The 14,422-nt window shown below is 32.5% G+C and carries 16 protein-coding genes; all 16 read left to right on the forward strand.

Translation table 11 applies throughout. From position 1 onward, the window contains the following. Window positions 1-1,002, forward strand: a complete 1,002-nt coding sequence (gene aroF / locus GKG01_RS03650) for a 3-deoxy-7-phosphoheptulonate synthase (protein WP_094206081.1) — start codon at window positions 1-3, stop codon at window positions 1,000-1,002. Beyond that, window positions 990-2,021: a 3-dehydroquinate synthase gene (gene aroB, locus GKG01_RS03655; RefSeq protein ID WP_154271536.1), complete on the forward strand. Its 1,032-nt coding sequence runs from the start codon at window positions 990-992 to the stop codon at window positions 2,019-2,021. The genes aroF and aroB overlap by 13 nt, the downstream gene beginning before the upstream one ends. Then, on the forward strand, window positions 2,011-3,207 hold the full coding sequence (locus GKG01_RS03660) for a 3-phosphoshikimate 1-carboxyvinyltransferase (protein ID WP_154271537.1): 1,197 nt from the start codon (window positions 2,011-2,013) through the stop codon (window positions 3,205-3,207). Before aroB ends, GKG01_RS03660 begins: the two co-directional genes overlap by 11 nt. Next, window positions 3,191-4,282, forward strand: a complete 1,092-nt coding sequence (gene aroC, locus GKG01_RS03665; protein ID WP_154271538.1) for a chorismate synthase — start codon at window positions 3,191-3,193, stop codon at window positions 4,280-4,282. The genes GKG01_RS03660 and aroC overlap by 17 nt, the downstream gene beginning before the upstream one ends. After that, window positions 4,258-4,509 (forward strand): chorismate mutase, encoded by a 252-nt coding sequence (locus tag GKG01_RS03670; protein WP_154271539.1) that lies wholly within the window; start codon window positions 4,258-4,260, stop codon window positions 4,507-4,509. The genes aroC and GKG01_RS03670 overlap by 25 nt, the downstream gene beginning before the upstream one ends. Continuing rightward, complete coding sequence (locus GKG01_RS03675) at window positions 4,506-5,717, forward strand: shikimate kinase (protein ID WP_154271540.1); 1,212 nt, start codon at window positions 4,506-4,508, stop codon at window positions 5,715-5,717. The genes GKG01_RS03670 and GKG01_RS03675 overlap by 4 nt, the downstream gene beginning before the upstream one ends. Continuing rightward, complete coding sequence (gene aroQ, locus GKG01_RS03680; RefSeq protein WP_154271541.1) at window positions 5,698-6,126, forward strand: type II 3-dehydroquinate dehydratase; 429 nt, start codon at window positions 5,698-5,700, stop codon at window positions 6,124-6,126. The genes GKG01_RS03675 and aroQ overlap by 20 nt, the downstream gene beginning before the upstream one ends. A gap of 28 nt (window positions 6,127-6,154) precedes the next feature. Beyond that, the gene (locus GKG01_RS03685) at window positions 6,155-7,198 is read left to right on the forward strand and encodes a ribonucleotide-diphosphate reductase subunit beta (protein ID WP_035109109.1); all 1,044 of its coding nucleotides are present in this window, start codon (window positions 6,155-6,157) and stop codon (window positions 7,196-7,198) included. 52 nt (window positions 7,199-7,250) lie between these two features. Further along, window positions 7,251-8,558: a coproporphyrinogen III oxidase gene (locus tag GKG01_RS03690; protein WP_154271542.1), complete on the forward strand. Its 1,308-nt coding sequence runs from the start codon at window positions 7,251-7,253 to the stop codon at window positions 8,556-8,558. Next, window positions 8,551-8,931 (forward strand): hypothetical protein, encoded by a 381-nt coding sequence (locus GKG01_RS03695; protein WP_154271543.1) that lies wholly within the window; start codon window positions 8,551-8,553, stop codon window positions 8,929-8,931. Before GKG01_RS03690 ends, GKG01_RS03695 begins: the two co-directional genes overlap by 8 nt. Before the next feature lie 411 nt (window positions 8,932-9,342). Continuing rightward, window positions 9,343-10,299 (forward strand): 3D domain-containing protein, encoded by a 957-nt coding sequence (locus GKG01_RS03700; protein WP_154271544.1) that lies wholly within the window; start codon window positions 9,343-9,345, stop codon window positions 10,297-10,299. 143 nt (window positions 10,300-10,442) lie between these two features. Then, window positions 10,443-10,925 (forward strand): CarD family transcriptional regulator, encoded by a 483-nt coding sequence (locus GKG01_RS03705; RefSeq protein ID WP_094207464.1) that lies wholly within the window; start codon window positions 10,443-10,445, stop codon window positions 10,923-10,925. 24 nt (window positions 10,926-10,949) lie between these two features. Beyond that, window positions 10,950-12,053 (forward strand): PIN domain-containing protein, encoded by a 1,104-nt coding sequence (locus tag GKG01_RS03710; protein WP_154271545.1) that lies wholly within the window; start codon window positions 10,950-10,952, stop codon window positions 12,051-12,053. Between the two features lie 125 nt (window positions 12,054-12,178). Continuing rightward, a complete protein-coding gene (ispD, locus tag GKG01_RS03715; RefSeq protein WP_094207462.1) occupies window positions 12,179-12,874 on the forward strand; it encodes a 2-C-methyl-D-erythritol 4-phosphate cytidylyltransferase in 696 nt (231 codons plus the stop codon). Then, a complete protein-coding gene (ispF, locus tag GKG01_RS03720) occupies window positions 12,871-13,350 on the forward strand; it encodes a 2-C-methyl-D-erythritol 2,4-cyclodiphosphate synthase (RefSeq protein WP_094207461.1) in 480 nt (159 codons plus the stop codon). The genes ispD and ispF overlap by 4 nt, the downstream gene beginning before the upstream one ends. Window positions 13,351-13,358: 8 nt before the next feature. After that, window positions 13,359-14,402, forward strand: coding sequence for a rod shape-determining protein (locus GKG01_RS03725; RefSeq protein WP_094206067.1), 1,044 nt, complete (start codon window positions 13,359-13,361; stop codon window positions 14,400-14,402). The last annotated feature ends 20 nt before the right edge of the window (window positions 14,403-14,422 follow it).

Consider the following 14,422-nt stretch of genomic DNA (forward strand, 5'->3'; position numbering starts at 1 on the left):
ATGATAGTAAAATTAAAAAGAAATCCTAACGAAAAGGAAGTAAAAAAATTAATAGATTTTTTAAATGAACAAAACGTCAGAGTTGATGAGACTATTGGTGATAGATACACGATTATTTCTTTAATAGGAGATACTTCAAGCATTGATGAAAAGCTAATATCACGCTTTGATATTGTGGACAAAGTTATTAGAATTGAAGAACCTTTCAGTAAGGCAAACAAGAAATACCATCCACAACCTAAAATTGTCGATGTCGATGGTGTAAAAATAGGTGACGGAAATTTTTGTGTAATGGCTGGACCTTGTTCTGTTGAAAGTGAAGAACAAATCATCACGATTGCCAAAAGTGTTAAAGAAAACGGAGCAAATATTCTTAGAGGCGGAGCTTTTAAGCCTAGATCTTCGCCTTATGCTTTCCAAGGATTAGGCAAAAAGGGAATTGATTTGTTAATCCAAGCAAAAAAAGAAACTGGACTTCCAATTATTACAGAGATAATGGATTTGTCTGATTTGGATTATTTCAACGATGTCGATATGTTGCAAGTTGGAGCTAGAAATATGCAAAATTATTCCTTGCTTAAAGAGTTGGGACATTCAGATAAGCCAATTTTACTAAAGAGAGGTTTGAGTGCTACTTACAAGGAATGGATAATGAGCGCAGAGTACATTATGACTGGTGGCAACGAAAATGTCGTATTGTGTGAGAGAGGAATTCGAACTTTTGAAAATTACACTAGAAATACATTGGATATTTCAGCCATTTCTGTGATGAAGGAATTGTCGCAACTTCCTATTATAATGGATCCATCACACGCAAGTGGTAAATACACTTTGATAGAACCGCTATCACTTGCATCGACTGCTGCAGGCTGCGATGGACTTATGATTGAAGTGCACAACGATCCAGAAAATGCGCTAAGCGACGGGCCACAATCTGTCACTTGCGAAAGATTTAGAACAATAATGAGAAAAGTAAGGAAATTAAGGCAATGTATTCAGTAATAAATGTCAAAAATTACGATCTAATAGTTGGACTTGATGCTTTAAATCAATCGCGCGATTATTTGAAAGATTTTATAAAATCAAAGGCGATTGTTATTACTGACGAAAATGTGGACAAATATCACCACAAAACATTGGATATTTTGCTAGATGAATTGGAGATTGAACATGAATTTTACGTTATAAAACCAGGAGAATCTTCAAAAAGCTTATCAGAGTACGAAAAAATAATGACTTACATGAGTATGTCTTATCACAGAAATGACACTGTGATTGCTTTTGGTGGAGGAGTCGTTGGAGATTTGGCTGGTTTTGTAGCTGCGACTTTTATGCGTGGGATTGATTTCATTCAAATTCCTACGACTGTTTTGTCAATGGTAGATTCATCCGTAGGGTCTAAAACTGGGATTGATTTGCCAACTGGGAAAAACTTGATAGGAGCGTTGAAGGATCCAAAGCTTTGCATTATTGATCCACTTTTGTTGAAAACTTTAGACGATTACGTGTTTGAAGATGGTTTCGGGGAAATTATCAAATACGCGATTTGTTTTGATGAAGAATTATTCGACATGATAAGTTCCAAAAGATACACTAAACAAAGCGATTTATCGGAAATTGTGGAGATTTGTGTGAGCATTAAAAAAGATATCGTGCTCCAAGACAAATTGGAGCAAAATTTGAGAAGATTATTAAATTACGGGCACACATTGGGACATGCTGTCGAAAAACTGTCCGATTATAATGTTATGCATGGACATGCCGTGGCTTTCGGAATGAAGTGTATGGCGAAAAAATACAGCAAGGATTACGACAGAATCTTGAAAGTTTTTAAAATGTATAATTTGAATGATAATTACGATTATTCTGAGGAAGATGTGTACGAAGTTAGCCTTCGCGATAAGAAAAACACAAAAGACATGATTAGTTTGATAGTTTCCGAAGAAATCGGAGACTGTACCGTTTTGAGTATGAACAAATCGGATTACAAAAAGGTTTTGAGTGATATTTATGAAGATTAAAACGGACAATTTACGAGGAACAGTGGACGCTATATCTTCCAAATCATTTGCACACAGGTTTTTGATTTTAGCAAGTGTTGCAGATACCGATACAAAAATTATCATTAATGAATTCTCTAACGATATAATGACAACTATTGATTGTTTGAGAAATTTGGGAGTAGAAATCGACATAAACGAAAATGAAGTTACAGTTCATCCTTCTTTTTTTCAAAAAGATGTGACCGATATCAATGTAAATGATTCGGGTTCAACTTTGAGATTTTTGCTTCCGATGATTAGTTTCTTATCACAAAAGACAAACATCAAATGTAGTGGAAGACTGCAAGATAGACCAATACAAGAACTGATGGATCAATTGAAATTATCGGGGCTTACTTTTAGTGAAGATAAACTTCCTTTTACAGTTGATGGAACTTTTCACAAAATTGATTTTGAATTTCCAGGAGATGTATCTAGCCAATATATTTCTGCGATTATGATGATTGCACCACTTATTGGTGGCTGTGAAATCAAATTGATATCACGACTTGAATCAACTGGATATATCAAAATCACACAAGAATGTTTGAGATTATTTGGAGTGGAGTCTGAGATTTTGTCTGATAAAGTCATGGTAAAACCAGGGGCTTTAAAATCACCAGGGGAAATTATCGTAGAAGGAGACTGGTCAAACGCAGCGTTTTTCTTGTGTGCAAATGAATTAGGTGCAGATATAAACGTTCAGAACTTAAACATGGACTCAGTTCAAGCAGACAGAAAAATAGTTGAATTATTAGAAAAAATAAATAACAACAGAGATTACTGTGAAATAGATATCTCACAAACACCAGATTTATTTGTGATTTTGGCAGTGGTTTTGTCTCAAAAATGCGACAAATCAGTCTTAAAAAATGCTAAAAGATTGAGGTTAAAAGAATCGGATAGAATGCAATCAACTTACGATATGTTAAAATCATTCGGCGTAAACTGCAAAATAGACGGAGATGATTTAATAATTTATAAATCAGAAATGAAACCTGCAGTCGTAAATTCTTTTGATGATCACAGAATTGTAATGGCGGCTGCAATAGCATCTATAATTACGAAAGAAGTTGAAATAAAAGATTGGCAAGCTGTGAAAAAATCTTATCCATCGTTTTTTGGTGAAATAGAAAGGCTGGGTAGCGATGTCATCGATAGGTAAATTAGTTAAGTTAACTGTGTGGGGAGAGTCTCATGGCTCGATGATTGGTGGCGTGATTGATGGAGTTGATCCAGGAATCAAAATAGACTACGAAAAATTGAGAGCACATATGAAAAGAAGATCTCCCGGAAAATCCAACACTACACTTAGAAAAGAATCAGATGAAGTTGAGTTCGTATCGGGGATTTTGAATGATACAACAACGGGTGCTCCACTATCTTTTGTGATTAAAAACTCAGATCATCATTCAAAAGATTACACAAATATTTACAATACTCCAAGGCCATCGCATGCAGACTATCCAGCAACTGTTAGATACAATGGTTTCAACGATATCAATGGAAGTGGACATTTTTCTGGAAGATTGACTGCAGTTATTAACGTGGCAGGATTTATTGCACAAGAAATATTAAAAGAACACGACATACATGTGTTCAGCCATTTGTATTCACTTGGAGATATTGTAGATGAACGATTTGATGATTTAAAATTTACAGACTACAGTTATTTGAAGAATAGGAAAATCGAAGTAATAAACGATGAAATAATTGATAAAATAGATGACAAAATAGAAGAGTTGAGAGATAGAAAAGATTCCGTTGGCTCAAGTGTAGAAACTGTTGTGTATAATTTGAGAGCGGGAGTTGGAGATACGCTTTTTGATTCGATTGAATCTAGATTGTCACAAAGCTATTTTGGAATTGGAGCAGTAAAATCGGTTGAATTTGGTTTGGGCAAATCATTCGACAAATCAAATGCATCTGTTGTGAATGACTGCTATTATATAGAAAGCGAACAAATCAAAACAAAAACGAATTACAACGGTGGAATACTTGGAGGAATTTCGACGGGAATGCCGATAATTTCCTTGGTTACGTTCAAACCACCAGCATCGATTGGAATAACACAAGATACAGTTGATTTGAGAAGTAGAACGAACACTACCTTGACTGTTGAAGGAAGACACGACCCAAGCATTGGAATCAGAGCCGTAAGCGTGATGGAATCCATTACGGCATTTGTGATTTACGATTTGTTAAAGGAGTATGGATGGAAAGATTTAGGAAAGAAATAGATAAAATTGATTCTGAAATCGCCGGATTATTAGAGAAAAGATTTGAGATTTGTTCTGAAATTGGCGATTTTAAAACAAAGAATAATATTGAAACAGAAGACAAATCGAGAGAAAAGGAAATTTTTGAAAAAATAGAACAAACAAATTTAAAATACCGCGACAATATAAAGGAAGTTGAATCCAAAATTTTACTAGAATCAAAAAAAATTCAGGATAATTTGAAATGAAATACGGATTATTAGGAAAATCTTTAAAGCATAGCTATTCCAAAGAAATTCACGAACTATTAGGATACTACAAATACGAATATTTTGAAGAAGATGATTTGGATAAATTTTTCAAAAGAAAGGATATCAATGGAATCAATGTAACTATTCCTTACAAGGAAGACGTCATAAAATACTTGGACGAAATGAGTGAAGATGCGAAGAAAATTGGATGCGTAAATACGATTAAATTTTCTGATACTATCAAAGGATATAACACCGACATCGACGGAATGGAGTATATGATTTCTAGAATTGTCGATTTGAAAGGTAAAGAAGTCGTGATTTTAGGTGATGGAGCTACTAGCAAAACAGCCGTAGAGTGCGCGAAAAGACTTCAGGCAAGAACTATTAAAGTGATTTCACGAAAAGGTGAGCATAAGTTTGAAGATGTAGATTATTACAAAAAATGCGACGTTCTAATCAACGCAACTCCAGTGGGAATGTATCCGAATAATTTGAAATCAGTTATAAAATTAGGGAAAATCAGACCAGAAGCTGTGTTCGATGTGATTTATAATCCGAACAAAACTTCCCTTTTAATGGATTGCGATAGACTTAAAATTCCAAACGACAATGGTTTGCGAATGCTGGTGTATCAAGCTGTAAAAGCGTGTGAGATTTTTACTTCTAAAAAAATAGACGATGATGTTGTAGAAAATATCGTACAGAAAATTAGAACGAAAAATATGAATATTGCACTGGTTGGAATGCCTGGAAGTGGTAAAAGTACGGTTGCTAAAATCATCGCAAAAAACACTGACAAGAAACTTGTGGATATCGACAAAATCATCACGCAAAGATATGGAAATATTAATGATATATTTGCAGTACAAGGCGAAAAATATTTCAGAAAAATAGAGTCTGAAGTTTTGGAGGAATTTTCCAAAGAAAAGAACTTGGTTATCGCAACTGGGGGAGGGGCTGTAACTGTAAAGAAGAATTTTTATTATCTTCACCAAAATTCAGTTGTTTATTGGATTGACAGACCGAACAGCAAATTATCCAGAAAAAACAGACCGATTTACAAAACGAATACTATGCGTGAGATTAGACAAAACAGAAATTATTTGTATCGAAGATTCAGTGATAAATATTTCAACAATTACAACGCAAAAACAACTGCCAAATTAATCGTGGAGGATTTCAATGAAACTATATATTATTAATGGACCGAATTTGAATATGCTTGGCATAAGAGAACCTGAAATTTATGGTAAGCTGACACTACAAGACATTGAATCCAAGATAAAATTATACTGTGCAAAAAATCAAATAGATGTAGAGTTTTATCAATCGAATCACGAAGGAGAAATCGTAGATATTATTCAAAGTGCTTACAAAAAAGCAGACGGAATAATCATCAACCCTGCAGCATACACGCATACTTCTGTTGCTATTTTAGATGCATTGAAAGCTGTAGATGTAGACACAGTTGAGGTGCATCTATCAGATGTAGATGAAAGAGAGGATTTCAGAAAATTTTCTTACATGTCACTCTTTGCTAAAAAAGTTATAAAAGGAAAAGGAGCAGATGGATATATCGAGGCTATCGATTTTTTCTTAAATAGAATATAATATAGGTATGAAAAATCAAGGAGGAGCAATGGACGAATTACAAAAACGTGGTTTATTTAATGAACACGGAGATATTGAATTATCAAAGAGAAAAATAATTAATGGCAATACTACTAATTTGAACGATTTTAACAACATAAAGTACTCTTGGACAAGTGAATGGTACAGACAAGCTATGAATAACTTCTGGATTCCAGAAGAAATCAACTTGAATCAAGATATCAAAGATTACAGAAATTTATCGGAAGACGAAAAGATTGCTTACGACAAGATTTTATCGTTTTTGATTTACTTGGATAGTTTACAAACTGCACAACTTCCAAACCTAGAAGCATACATCACTGCTAATGAAATAAACTTGTGCTTGTCCATTCAAGCATTCCAAGAATCTATTCACTCACAATCTTACAGTTATATTTTGGATACGATTTGTTCTCCAGAAGAAAGAACAGACATATTGTATCAATGGAAAGATGATGAGTTTTTGTTAGAAAGAAATAGATTTATTGGAGATCAATATAACGACTTTTTTGAAGAAAAAAGCGAACGAAACTTCATGAAAGCTCTCATCGCAAATTATATCTTGGAAGGAATTTATTTCTATTCTGGATTTATGTTCTTCTATAATTTGGGAAGAATGGGCAAAATGCCAGGAACTGTACAAGAAATCAGATACATCAACAGAGATGAAAATACTCACTTATGGTTGTTCAGATCTATGATTTTAGACTTGAAAAAAGAACGTCCAGAATTATTTACTGAAGAAAAAAATGCACAATACAAAGAAATGATAAAACAAGGTTCAGAAGCTGAAATTGAATGGGCAAAATACGTTATCGGTGAAAAAATCCAAGGGTTGTCTATCAAAATGGTTGAAGATTACATCAAATACTTGGGTAATTTGAGATCAACAGGACTTGGTTTTGGAGTTATCTATCCAGGTTATGAGAGAGAAATCCCTTCAATGAAATGGGTAAGCGAATATTCTGACCCAAATAAAATCAAGACAGATTTCTTCGAAGCAAAACCATCAGCTTATTCTAAGTCAGCGATAATAGAAGACGATTTATAAAATATACCCGGCATTTTTATACAGTAAATGCCGGATTATTTAATTTAAGCATATGAAAATACAATTAGAAGACAAAAGATATCAAAAAGAGTGCATAGATATTTTTACGATATTTGACTCCAAACAAAATCTAGAATTTGCTGAAAGTGATTTTGTCGTAGGAAAAGATTACGTGAGAAAAGAGAAAACTTATCCATTTACTACAAGATTAGAATTAAAAAGAATACTCTATAGCATATTTTCAAGAAGATACAATTATACAAATGATTGGGGAATATTAACTGGAACGAAACCCTCTAAGATTTTGAAAAATCATACAGACGAAGAATTAAAACAAATGTATTTAATTAATGATGAGAATTTGAAATTACTTAGAGATATAGACGAAGTTCAGTCTAGCTTAGATTTTGATGAGAAAAACTACAACATTTACATCAATATTCCTTTTTGCCTAAGCAGATGCGATTATTGCTCTTTTCCTACTATTGTTTACAAAAATAACGACAGAAGAGAAGAATACTTGGGGTATCTATTAAAAGAAATAACCGAAGTCTCAAAAAGTATCGACAAATACAAAATCAAAACAATTTATGTTGGAGGTGGAACTCCGACTAGTTTAGACTACACAATGCTAGAAAAATTATTGAAAGTTATTGAAAACTGTTTTGTGTCAGAAAACTTGGTTGAATACACATTTGAAGCTGGACGAGAAGATAGCTTGGACTTTGACAAGCTAAAATTGTTAAAAAAGTACAACGTGACAAGAATTAGCTTGAACCCACAAACTTTTAACGAAAAAGCACTGAACGCTATGGGAAGGATTCAAAATAATGAGAACTTACTTGATTTGTACACTCAAGCCAAAAACTTGGAATTTGTGATAAATATGGATTTCATACTGGGATTATTGTACGATGATGTGAACAATACAGAAAAAAACCTCGAAATTCTAAGACAGCTACAACCTGATAATATAACTTTTCATACACTGTCGATAAAAAATGGAAGTAAGTACTCGCAACAATACGACAAGGGAAATTTTGCAGAAAATATTGCTGAGAAACAAATGCAATTGATAAAAAAATGGACATTTCAAAATAATTACCGTCCGTATTATTTATATCGTCAGAAAAATATTCTGAATAACATGGAAAATATCGGCTATTGCAGAGATATTCCTTCCAGATACAATATCGTAATCAATGAAGAATTAGAAAGCATAATAGGATTTGGAATGACTGCTAATTCTAAAATCATAAAAGATGATATAATAAAATACACAAACTACAAAAATTTAAAAGATTATTCAGAAAAATTAGACGAAATAATAAAAAGAAAGGTGGAAATCATCAATGGGTGAACTAAAGAAAAGAGAAGAATTCAAGTCGGATAAAAGTAGAGTTTTCCAAACGATAAAAGATAGATTATTAGACAATTCAAAACCAACAGGAGCTGAAAATCAGTACGTAATAGATAACTTGGGAGTTACAATGACCTACACTATAAAAGAAATCGTTGAAAACGAAAAAATGTACATCGATTTAAACTCCAAAAGCATAGATGGATATTTGAATTTTGATTTTGGAGATACAAGTTCAGGAAGTTTTGTGGATGTTGATATGAAACTTCACAACAAATCATTATTCGGCGGATTGATGAATTTCGTAATGGATGTGGAAAAACTAGAGAATAAATTAGTGTATGAATTGAAAAAGGAATTGGGAGAATTATAGAACATCAATGTTTTTAATTGAATAATATATGACATAGTCCTCATGATTGTAATTCAAAATTTCTTGTTTTGAATAACTTTCATGGGGATTTTTTGGTTTTATAATGACAATTTTTTCTAAATCTAGTCAAAAGCACTTCAAATATTACAAAAATGTAATATTTTAGACTGTTGTACTCAATTAACAAATGAAATTAAAATTTGCTGTAACCTTTTTGTAACCCTTAATTTTCAAGCATTTAACAATTTTAAAATTTGAGCGAATAGATACAAAGAGTTCTAATGAAAACAAATATCGTTTAAATGGGCAAAAATATGTTCCTTTTTCTTGAATTATTTTTCTGGGTTTAATAAAATAGCCGGGTAGTAAAAAATAAACACAAAAAATCTAAAAAAGAAAGAGGAGATACAAATGAATTTTAGAAAGTTAATTTTAAATTCTTCGGTTGTCGTTATGACAAGTTTATTAGCATTTGTACCATCAAATTCACAAGCAAAAGATTTAAATAATGTTAAAGTAGAACAAAAATCAAGTGAAAATATACAATTAAAAAAATATTGGATAAATGATGATACAGATTTGTTTAAGGAAGAAAATGAACATAGTAAAATAATCGAAGTATTGGAACAAGGTGACAATGTAAAAGTTGAAAAAATCGGAGAAGTTTTTGCGAAAGTAAATTTCACAAGAGATGACAAAAAATTCGAAGGTTTTATTTTCAAATCATATTTGTCAGAAAAAGAAGTTAAACCAGATCCAAACAAATTTGAAGGATGGGTTAACGAAGAAACTAAAGTTTTCGATTCAAAAGAAAAAGAAGCAAAAGAATTGGGAGTAATCGACAAAGACTCAGAAATCAAGGGTCATATCGATGAAGATAATTTAAGAATTACTTATTTTGGAAGAACTGCTTACATTGCTGCAAAGAATACAACAAAGGAATCTCCAGAAGACAGAGATAAGAGATTAGCAAAAGAAAGAAAAATCCAAGCTCAAAAACTTGCAGAAAAAAGAAAAAAAGAACAAGAAGAAAGAGCTAAGAAGGAAAAACAACAAGCACAATCAGCTCCTCAAAATGTTTCAGGAAGAACCATCACAATGAGATCTACTGCTTATACTTCAGATCCTGCAGAAAATGGTGGATATTCTACAACTGCAATGGGAACGGCAATTAGATATGGTGTGGCAGCTGTGGATCCTAGAGTTATTCCATTAGGAACTAGATTGTACATTGAAGGTTATGGATACGCTAGAGCAGAAGATACTGGTGGAGCTATTAAAGGAAATAGAATCGACTTAGTATTTGGTTCAAAATCTCAAAGTAATAATTGGGGAAGAAGAACTGTTAGAGTTACAATTTTAAATTAATTAAATATTATTACTACGATTAATGAAGGCGATGAATTTCATCGTCTTTTTTGATTGACAAATACATAAGATATGATATAATAAAAAGTTTTGTTATTGAATTAAGTTTGTGATTAAGCTATAATATAAGGTGAGGTGATAGTATGTTTAAAATAGGCGATAAGATTGTTTATCCTATGCACGGTGCAGGCATAATTACCGAAGTACAAAATAAAGAGGTCTTGGGAGTTAAAAAAGATTATTATATTTTGAAAATGCCAATGGGGGAAATGAAAATCTCGATACCTGTAGATAAGATAAATGATATGGGAATAAGATTTGTTGCAGAAGAAGAAACTATTCATTCTTTAAGAGATATTTTAAAGAATAGCGAAGTTGATTTTCCTTCAAATTGGAATAAAAGGTACAAAGAAAATCTCGAAAAATTGAGAACGGGAGATATAAAAGAAACTGCTATTGTGTATAAGGGTTTGTATGAACTAGATTATTCAAAAGGCCTATCCATGATTGAAAAGAAAGTACTTAATACCTCCAGAAAAATGCTTATTAGCGAAATAGCAAGTGGTTTGAATATTAAACCATCAGAAGCTGAAAGTATGGTGAACGAATTAATCGATTTAGATTAAAATATTTGTGAAAGGAGAAATATTTTGTTCAGACGAGGGATGTCAATACTGATATCTATCATCGGAGCTATTTTAGGAATTATATTTACTAATGTTATTTTCAATAATTTTATTGAAAAATCAACTAGTGTTATTATTAAGATAGTCGCTATGATTGTAGCGGCAGTCGTATTTGGATTTATATTTTATGCTTTGGCTCCGAAATTCATATCAGTAGAATTAAAATTGATAGAATCTATTGAAGATTCTCTTAAAAAGTTCTCTCTGGTTGATATTGTTATAGGGACAATTGGTCTTGTGGTAGGGCTTATACTAGCATTTTTGATATCGCAACCGTTGTTAAAATTAAATATTCCAGGGATAGGAACTGTGTTGACGGTTATTTTGGAGATAGTGTTCTATATTGGAATGGGGTTTTTGGGAGCAAAGCTTGCTCTTAATTATCATGATGATTTTCTTGCTTTTTTTGAAAGAATCAAAACCAAAGAAAAACCAAATCTCAAATTTTCAAGCAAAGATAGCAAAGTTAGACCTAAAATCGTAGACACTTCCACTATTATTGACGGTAGAATTATCGATATATTGAAGACGGGATTTTTGGAAGGAAATTTAATAATTCCAATATTTGTCATCGAAGAACTTCAACATATCGCAGATTCGGATAATTATTTGAGAAGACAAAAAGGAAGACGTGGATTGGATATTTTAAAAACTATGCAAACTGAGTACAAGGACAAGGTTAAAGTGGTTGATAAAAGATATCCTAATATTGACAAAGTCGATTCAATGCTTGTGAAAATGTCAGAAGAATTGAATGCAAATTTACTTACGAACGATTATAATTTGAATAAGGTCGCAGACTTGCAGGAAGTTTTCGTGTTCAACATAAATGATTTGGCAAATGCTATGAGGCCTGTTTTCGTAGCGGGTGAGCCGATTAATGTGTCAATCATCAAAGAAGGACGTGAAAACAATCAAGGTATAGGTTACTTAGACGATGGTACCATGATTGTAGTTGAAGATGGCAAAAAATATTTGGGACAGGTTATTGAGTGTACTGTTACAAGTGTTCTTCAAACTTCTGCAGGAAAAATGATTTTTGCAAAGAAATCTGAGGGAAAAGATTAGTAGTTATATATTTTATTTATTATTTGAACTTATTAGAGAACTATTTGTGTAGTTCTCTTTTTTATTGCAATGGCAAATCTTTTTAATTAAATTGATTTTTTGATATAATAATAATGAGGTGTTATATGGATAAATATATTTCAGCTATTATAACTGCGGCTGGATCCTCTCAAAGAATGAATAAAAAAATTCCAAAACAATTTTTGAAAATAAAAGACAAAATGATTTTGGAGATGACTTTGGATGTGTTCCAATCAATCGACGAAATCAAGGAATTCATTCTTGTAATTAGAGAAGAAGACGAAGAATTTGTACGAAATTTTATAAAAGATAAAAATTACAGAGATATCGTAATCGCTATCGGTGGAGACACAAGAGAAAAATCTACATACAATGGCTTGAATAAAGTAAATGAAAATTGTGATTTGATAATAAGCCATGATGCAGCAAGACCGTTTATTAGACGTGAAAAAATACTTGAAGCCATCGAATCTATCGGCGATTATGATGGGCTTGTGGTAAGCGTTGGAGCCAAAGATACTATTAAATACGTTGATGATGATATGAGAGTTGTTAACACTCCTAATAGATCACACTTGTATATGGCGCAAACTCCACAAGTTTTCAAGTATAAGTCTATCAAAGATGCATACAAATTAGTATTCGACGAAAAAATAAATGTGACAGACGATTCATCTTTACTTGAAATCGTCGGTAAAAAAGTTAAAATAATTAAGGGCGATTATTCAAACATCAAAATAACAACGCAAGAGGATTTGCTATTTGGAGAGCTAATTGCTAGAAAGAGAGAAAACGAATGAGAATAGGTTTTGGGTTAGATGTACATAAACTTGTTGAAAATAGAAAATTAATATTAGGCGGAGTTGAAATTCCACATGACAAGGGACTTTTAGGTCACAGTGATGCAGATGTTTTGATTCACGCTATAATGGATTCGATCTGTGGTGCACTTTGTTTGGGAGATATCGGCAAATTATTTCCAGACACTGATATGAAATACAAAGACATTGATTCTAGAGTTTTGCTTAGGAAAGTTTTTGAAATCATGGATGATATGGGTTATGAAGTTGGAAATATTGATTCTACGATTTCTTGCCAAAAACCTAAACTTAGAGATTACATTGATACAATGCGTGAAAATATTGCACAAGATTTGCACACTAATACTTTTAACATTTCAGTCAAGGCAACTACAACAGAACAACTTGGCTTTGAAGGCAGATGTGAAGGCATTACAGCTAACAGTGTCTGCATATTAAATAAAAAAGCTTTATAGGTGATAATATGAATTTTCGAAGAAAAATAGCAATAGATTTGGGAACTGCGTCTGTTCTTGTGTATTTGCCAAATAAAGGTGTCGTATTAAATGAACCTTCAGTTGTGGCGATGAATAGTTTTAATTCCAAAATAATATCTGTTGGAAAAGATGCTAAGAAAATTTTGGGGAGAACTCCAGGAAATATTGTCGCCAAAAAACCACTAAAGGATGGCGTGGTTGCAGATTTTAATTCAACAGAAAAAATCATTTCTTATTTGCTCAGAAAAACTTTAGGCAAATCACTAATCAGACCAGAAGTTTTGATTTGTGTTCCAAGTCAAATCACACAAGTTCAAAGAAGAGCTGTCATTCAAGCTTCAAAATACGCTGGAGCGTACAACACATATCTAATAGAAGAACCGTTAGCAGCAGCTATAGGCTCTGGAATTGATGTAACAGATGCAAGAGGTAATATAGTTGTAGATATCGGTGGAGGAACAACAGATGTGGCAGTGATTTCTATGGGAGGAATTGTAATTAATAAATCAATTCCTGTTGCAGGCGATGAGTTTGACAAAAAAATTCAAGATTTTGTCCAAACAAAATACAATATGATAATTGGGGAATCTACTGCAGAAAAAGTTAAAATAAATGTAGGCAGTGCATATCCTAGAGATGATGGAGAGTTGTACGAAATCAAAGGTAGAAATCTGGTAAATGGATTACCAATGCACATCTACGTTTCGTCAAAAGATATTTCAGTTGCATTGAAAAAGCCAATAGATAAAATTGTAGACACTGTTCAAGAAGTTTTGGAACAAACTCCAGCTGAATTAGCGGCGGATGTTTACGAAAGAGGAATCATTATGAGTGGCGGTGGATGTCTACTGAAAGGATTGGATAAATTAATTTCTGAAAGAATTGGTGTGAACGCTAGGATTGTAGATGGTCCAATCACGGCAGTTGTTAGGGGAACTGGTAAATCATTAATGTGGATGGATAAATTAAAAGAAGACAGTGATTCTCATCAAGATTTGAGAAGAAAAGTAATTGTTAGCAGAATGAGATAAAATTGTAATTATTACAAATT

This window comes from Finegoldia sp. BIOML-A4, assembly GCF_009679635.1.
Classification (GTDB): Bacteria; Bacillota; Clostridia; order Tissierellales; family Peptoniphilaceae; genus Finegoldia; species Finegoldia magna.

What these genes read in the sequence shown, in the direction of transcription:
- aroF (WP_094206081.1), top strand. Translation starts at nt 1, where the DNA reads ATGATAGTAAAATTAAAAAGAAATCCTAACGAAAAGGAAGTAAAAAAA.
- aroB (WP_154271536.1), top strand. Translation starts at nt 990, where the DNA reads ATGTATTCAGTAATAAATGTCAAAAATTACGATCTAATAGTTGGACTT.
- GKG01_RS03660 (WP_154271537.1), top strand. Translation starts at nt 2,011, where the DNA reads ATGAAGATTAAAACGGACAATTTACGAGGAACAGTGGACGCTATATCT.
- aroC (WP_154271538.1), top strand. Translation starts at nt 3,191, where the DNA reads ATGTCATCGATAGGTAAATTAGTTAAGTTAACTGTGTGGGGAGAGTCT.
- GKG01_RS03670 (WP_154271539.1), top strand. Translation starts at nt 4,258, where the DNA reads ATGGAAAGATTTAGGAAAGAAATAGATAAAATTGATTCTGAAATCGCC.
- GKG01_RS03675 (WP_154271540.1), top strand. Translation starts at nt 4,506, where the DNA reads ATGAAATACGGATTATTAGGAAAATCTTTAAAGCATAGCTATTCCAAA.
- aroQ (WP_154271541.1), top strand. Translation starts at nt 5,698, where the DNA reads ATGAAACTATATATTATTAATGGACCGAATTTGAATATGCTTGGCATA.
- GKG01_RS03685 (WP_035109109.1), top strand. Translation starts at nt 6,155, where the DNA reads ATGGACGAATTACAAAAACGTGGTTTATTTAATGAACACGGAGATATT.
- GKG01_RS03690 (WP_154271542.1), top strand. Translation starts at nt 7,251, where the DNA reads ATGAAAATACAATTAGAAGACAAAAGATATCAAAAAGAGTGCATAGAT.
- GKG01_RS03695 (WP_154271543.1), top strand. Translation starts at nt 8,551, where the DNA reads ATGGGTGAACTAAAGAAAAGAGAAGAATTCAAGTCGGATAAAAGTAGA.
- GKG01_RS03700 (WP_154271544.1), top strand. Translation starts at nt 9,343, where the DNA reads ATGAATTTTAGAAAGTTAATTTTAAATTCTTCGGTTGTCGTTATGACA.
- GKG01_RS03705 (WP_094207464.1), top strand. Translation starts at nt 10,443, where the DNA reads ATGTTTAAAATAGGCGATAAGATTGTTTATCCTATGCACGGTGCAGGC.
- ispD (WP_094207462.1), top strand. Translation starts at nt 12,179, where the DNA reads ATGGATAAATATATTTCAGCTATTATAACTGCGGCTGGATCCTCTCAA.
- ispF (WP_094207461.1), top strand. Translation starts at nt 12,871, where the DNA reads ATGAGAATAGGTTTTGGGTTAGATGTACATAAACTTGTTGAAAATAGA.
- GKG01_RS03725 (WP_094206067.1), top strand. Translation starts at nt 13,359, where the DNA reads ATGAATTTTCGAAGAAAAATAGCAATAGATTTGGGAACTGCGTCTGTT.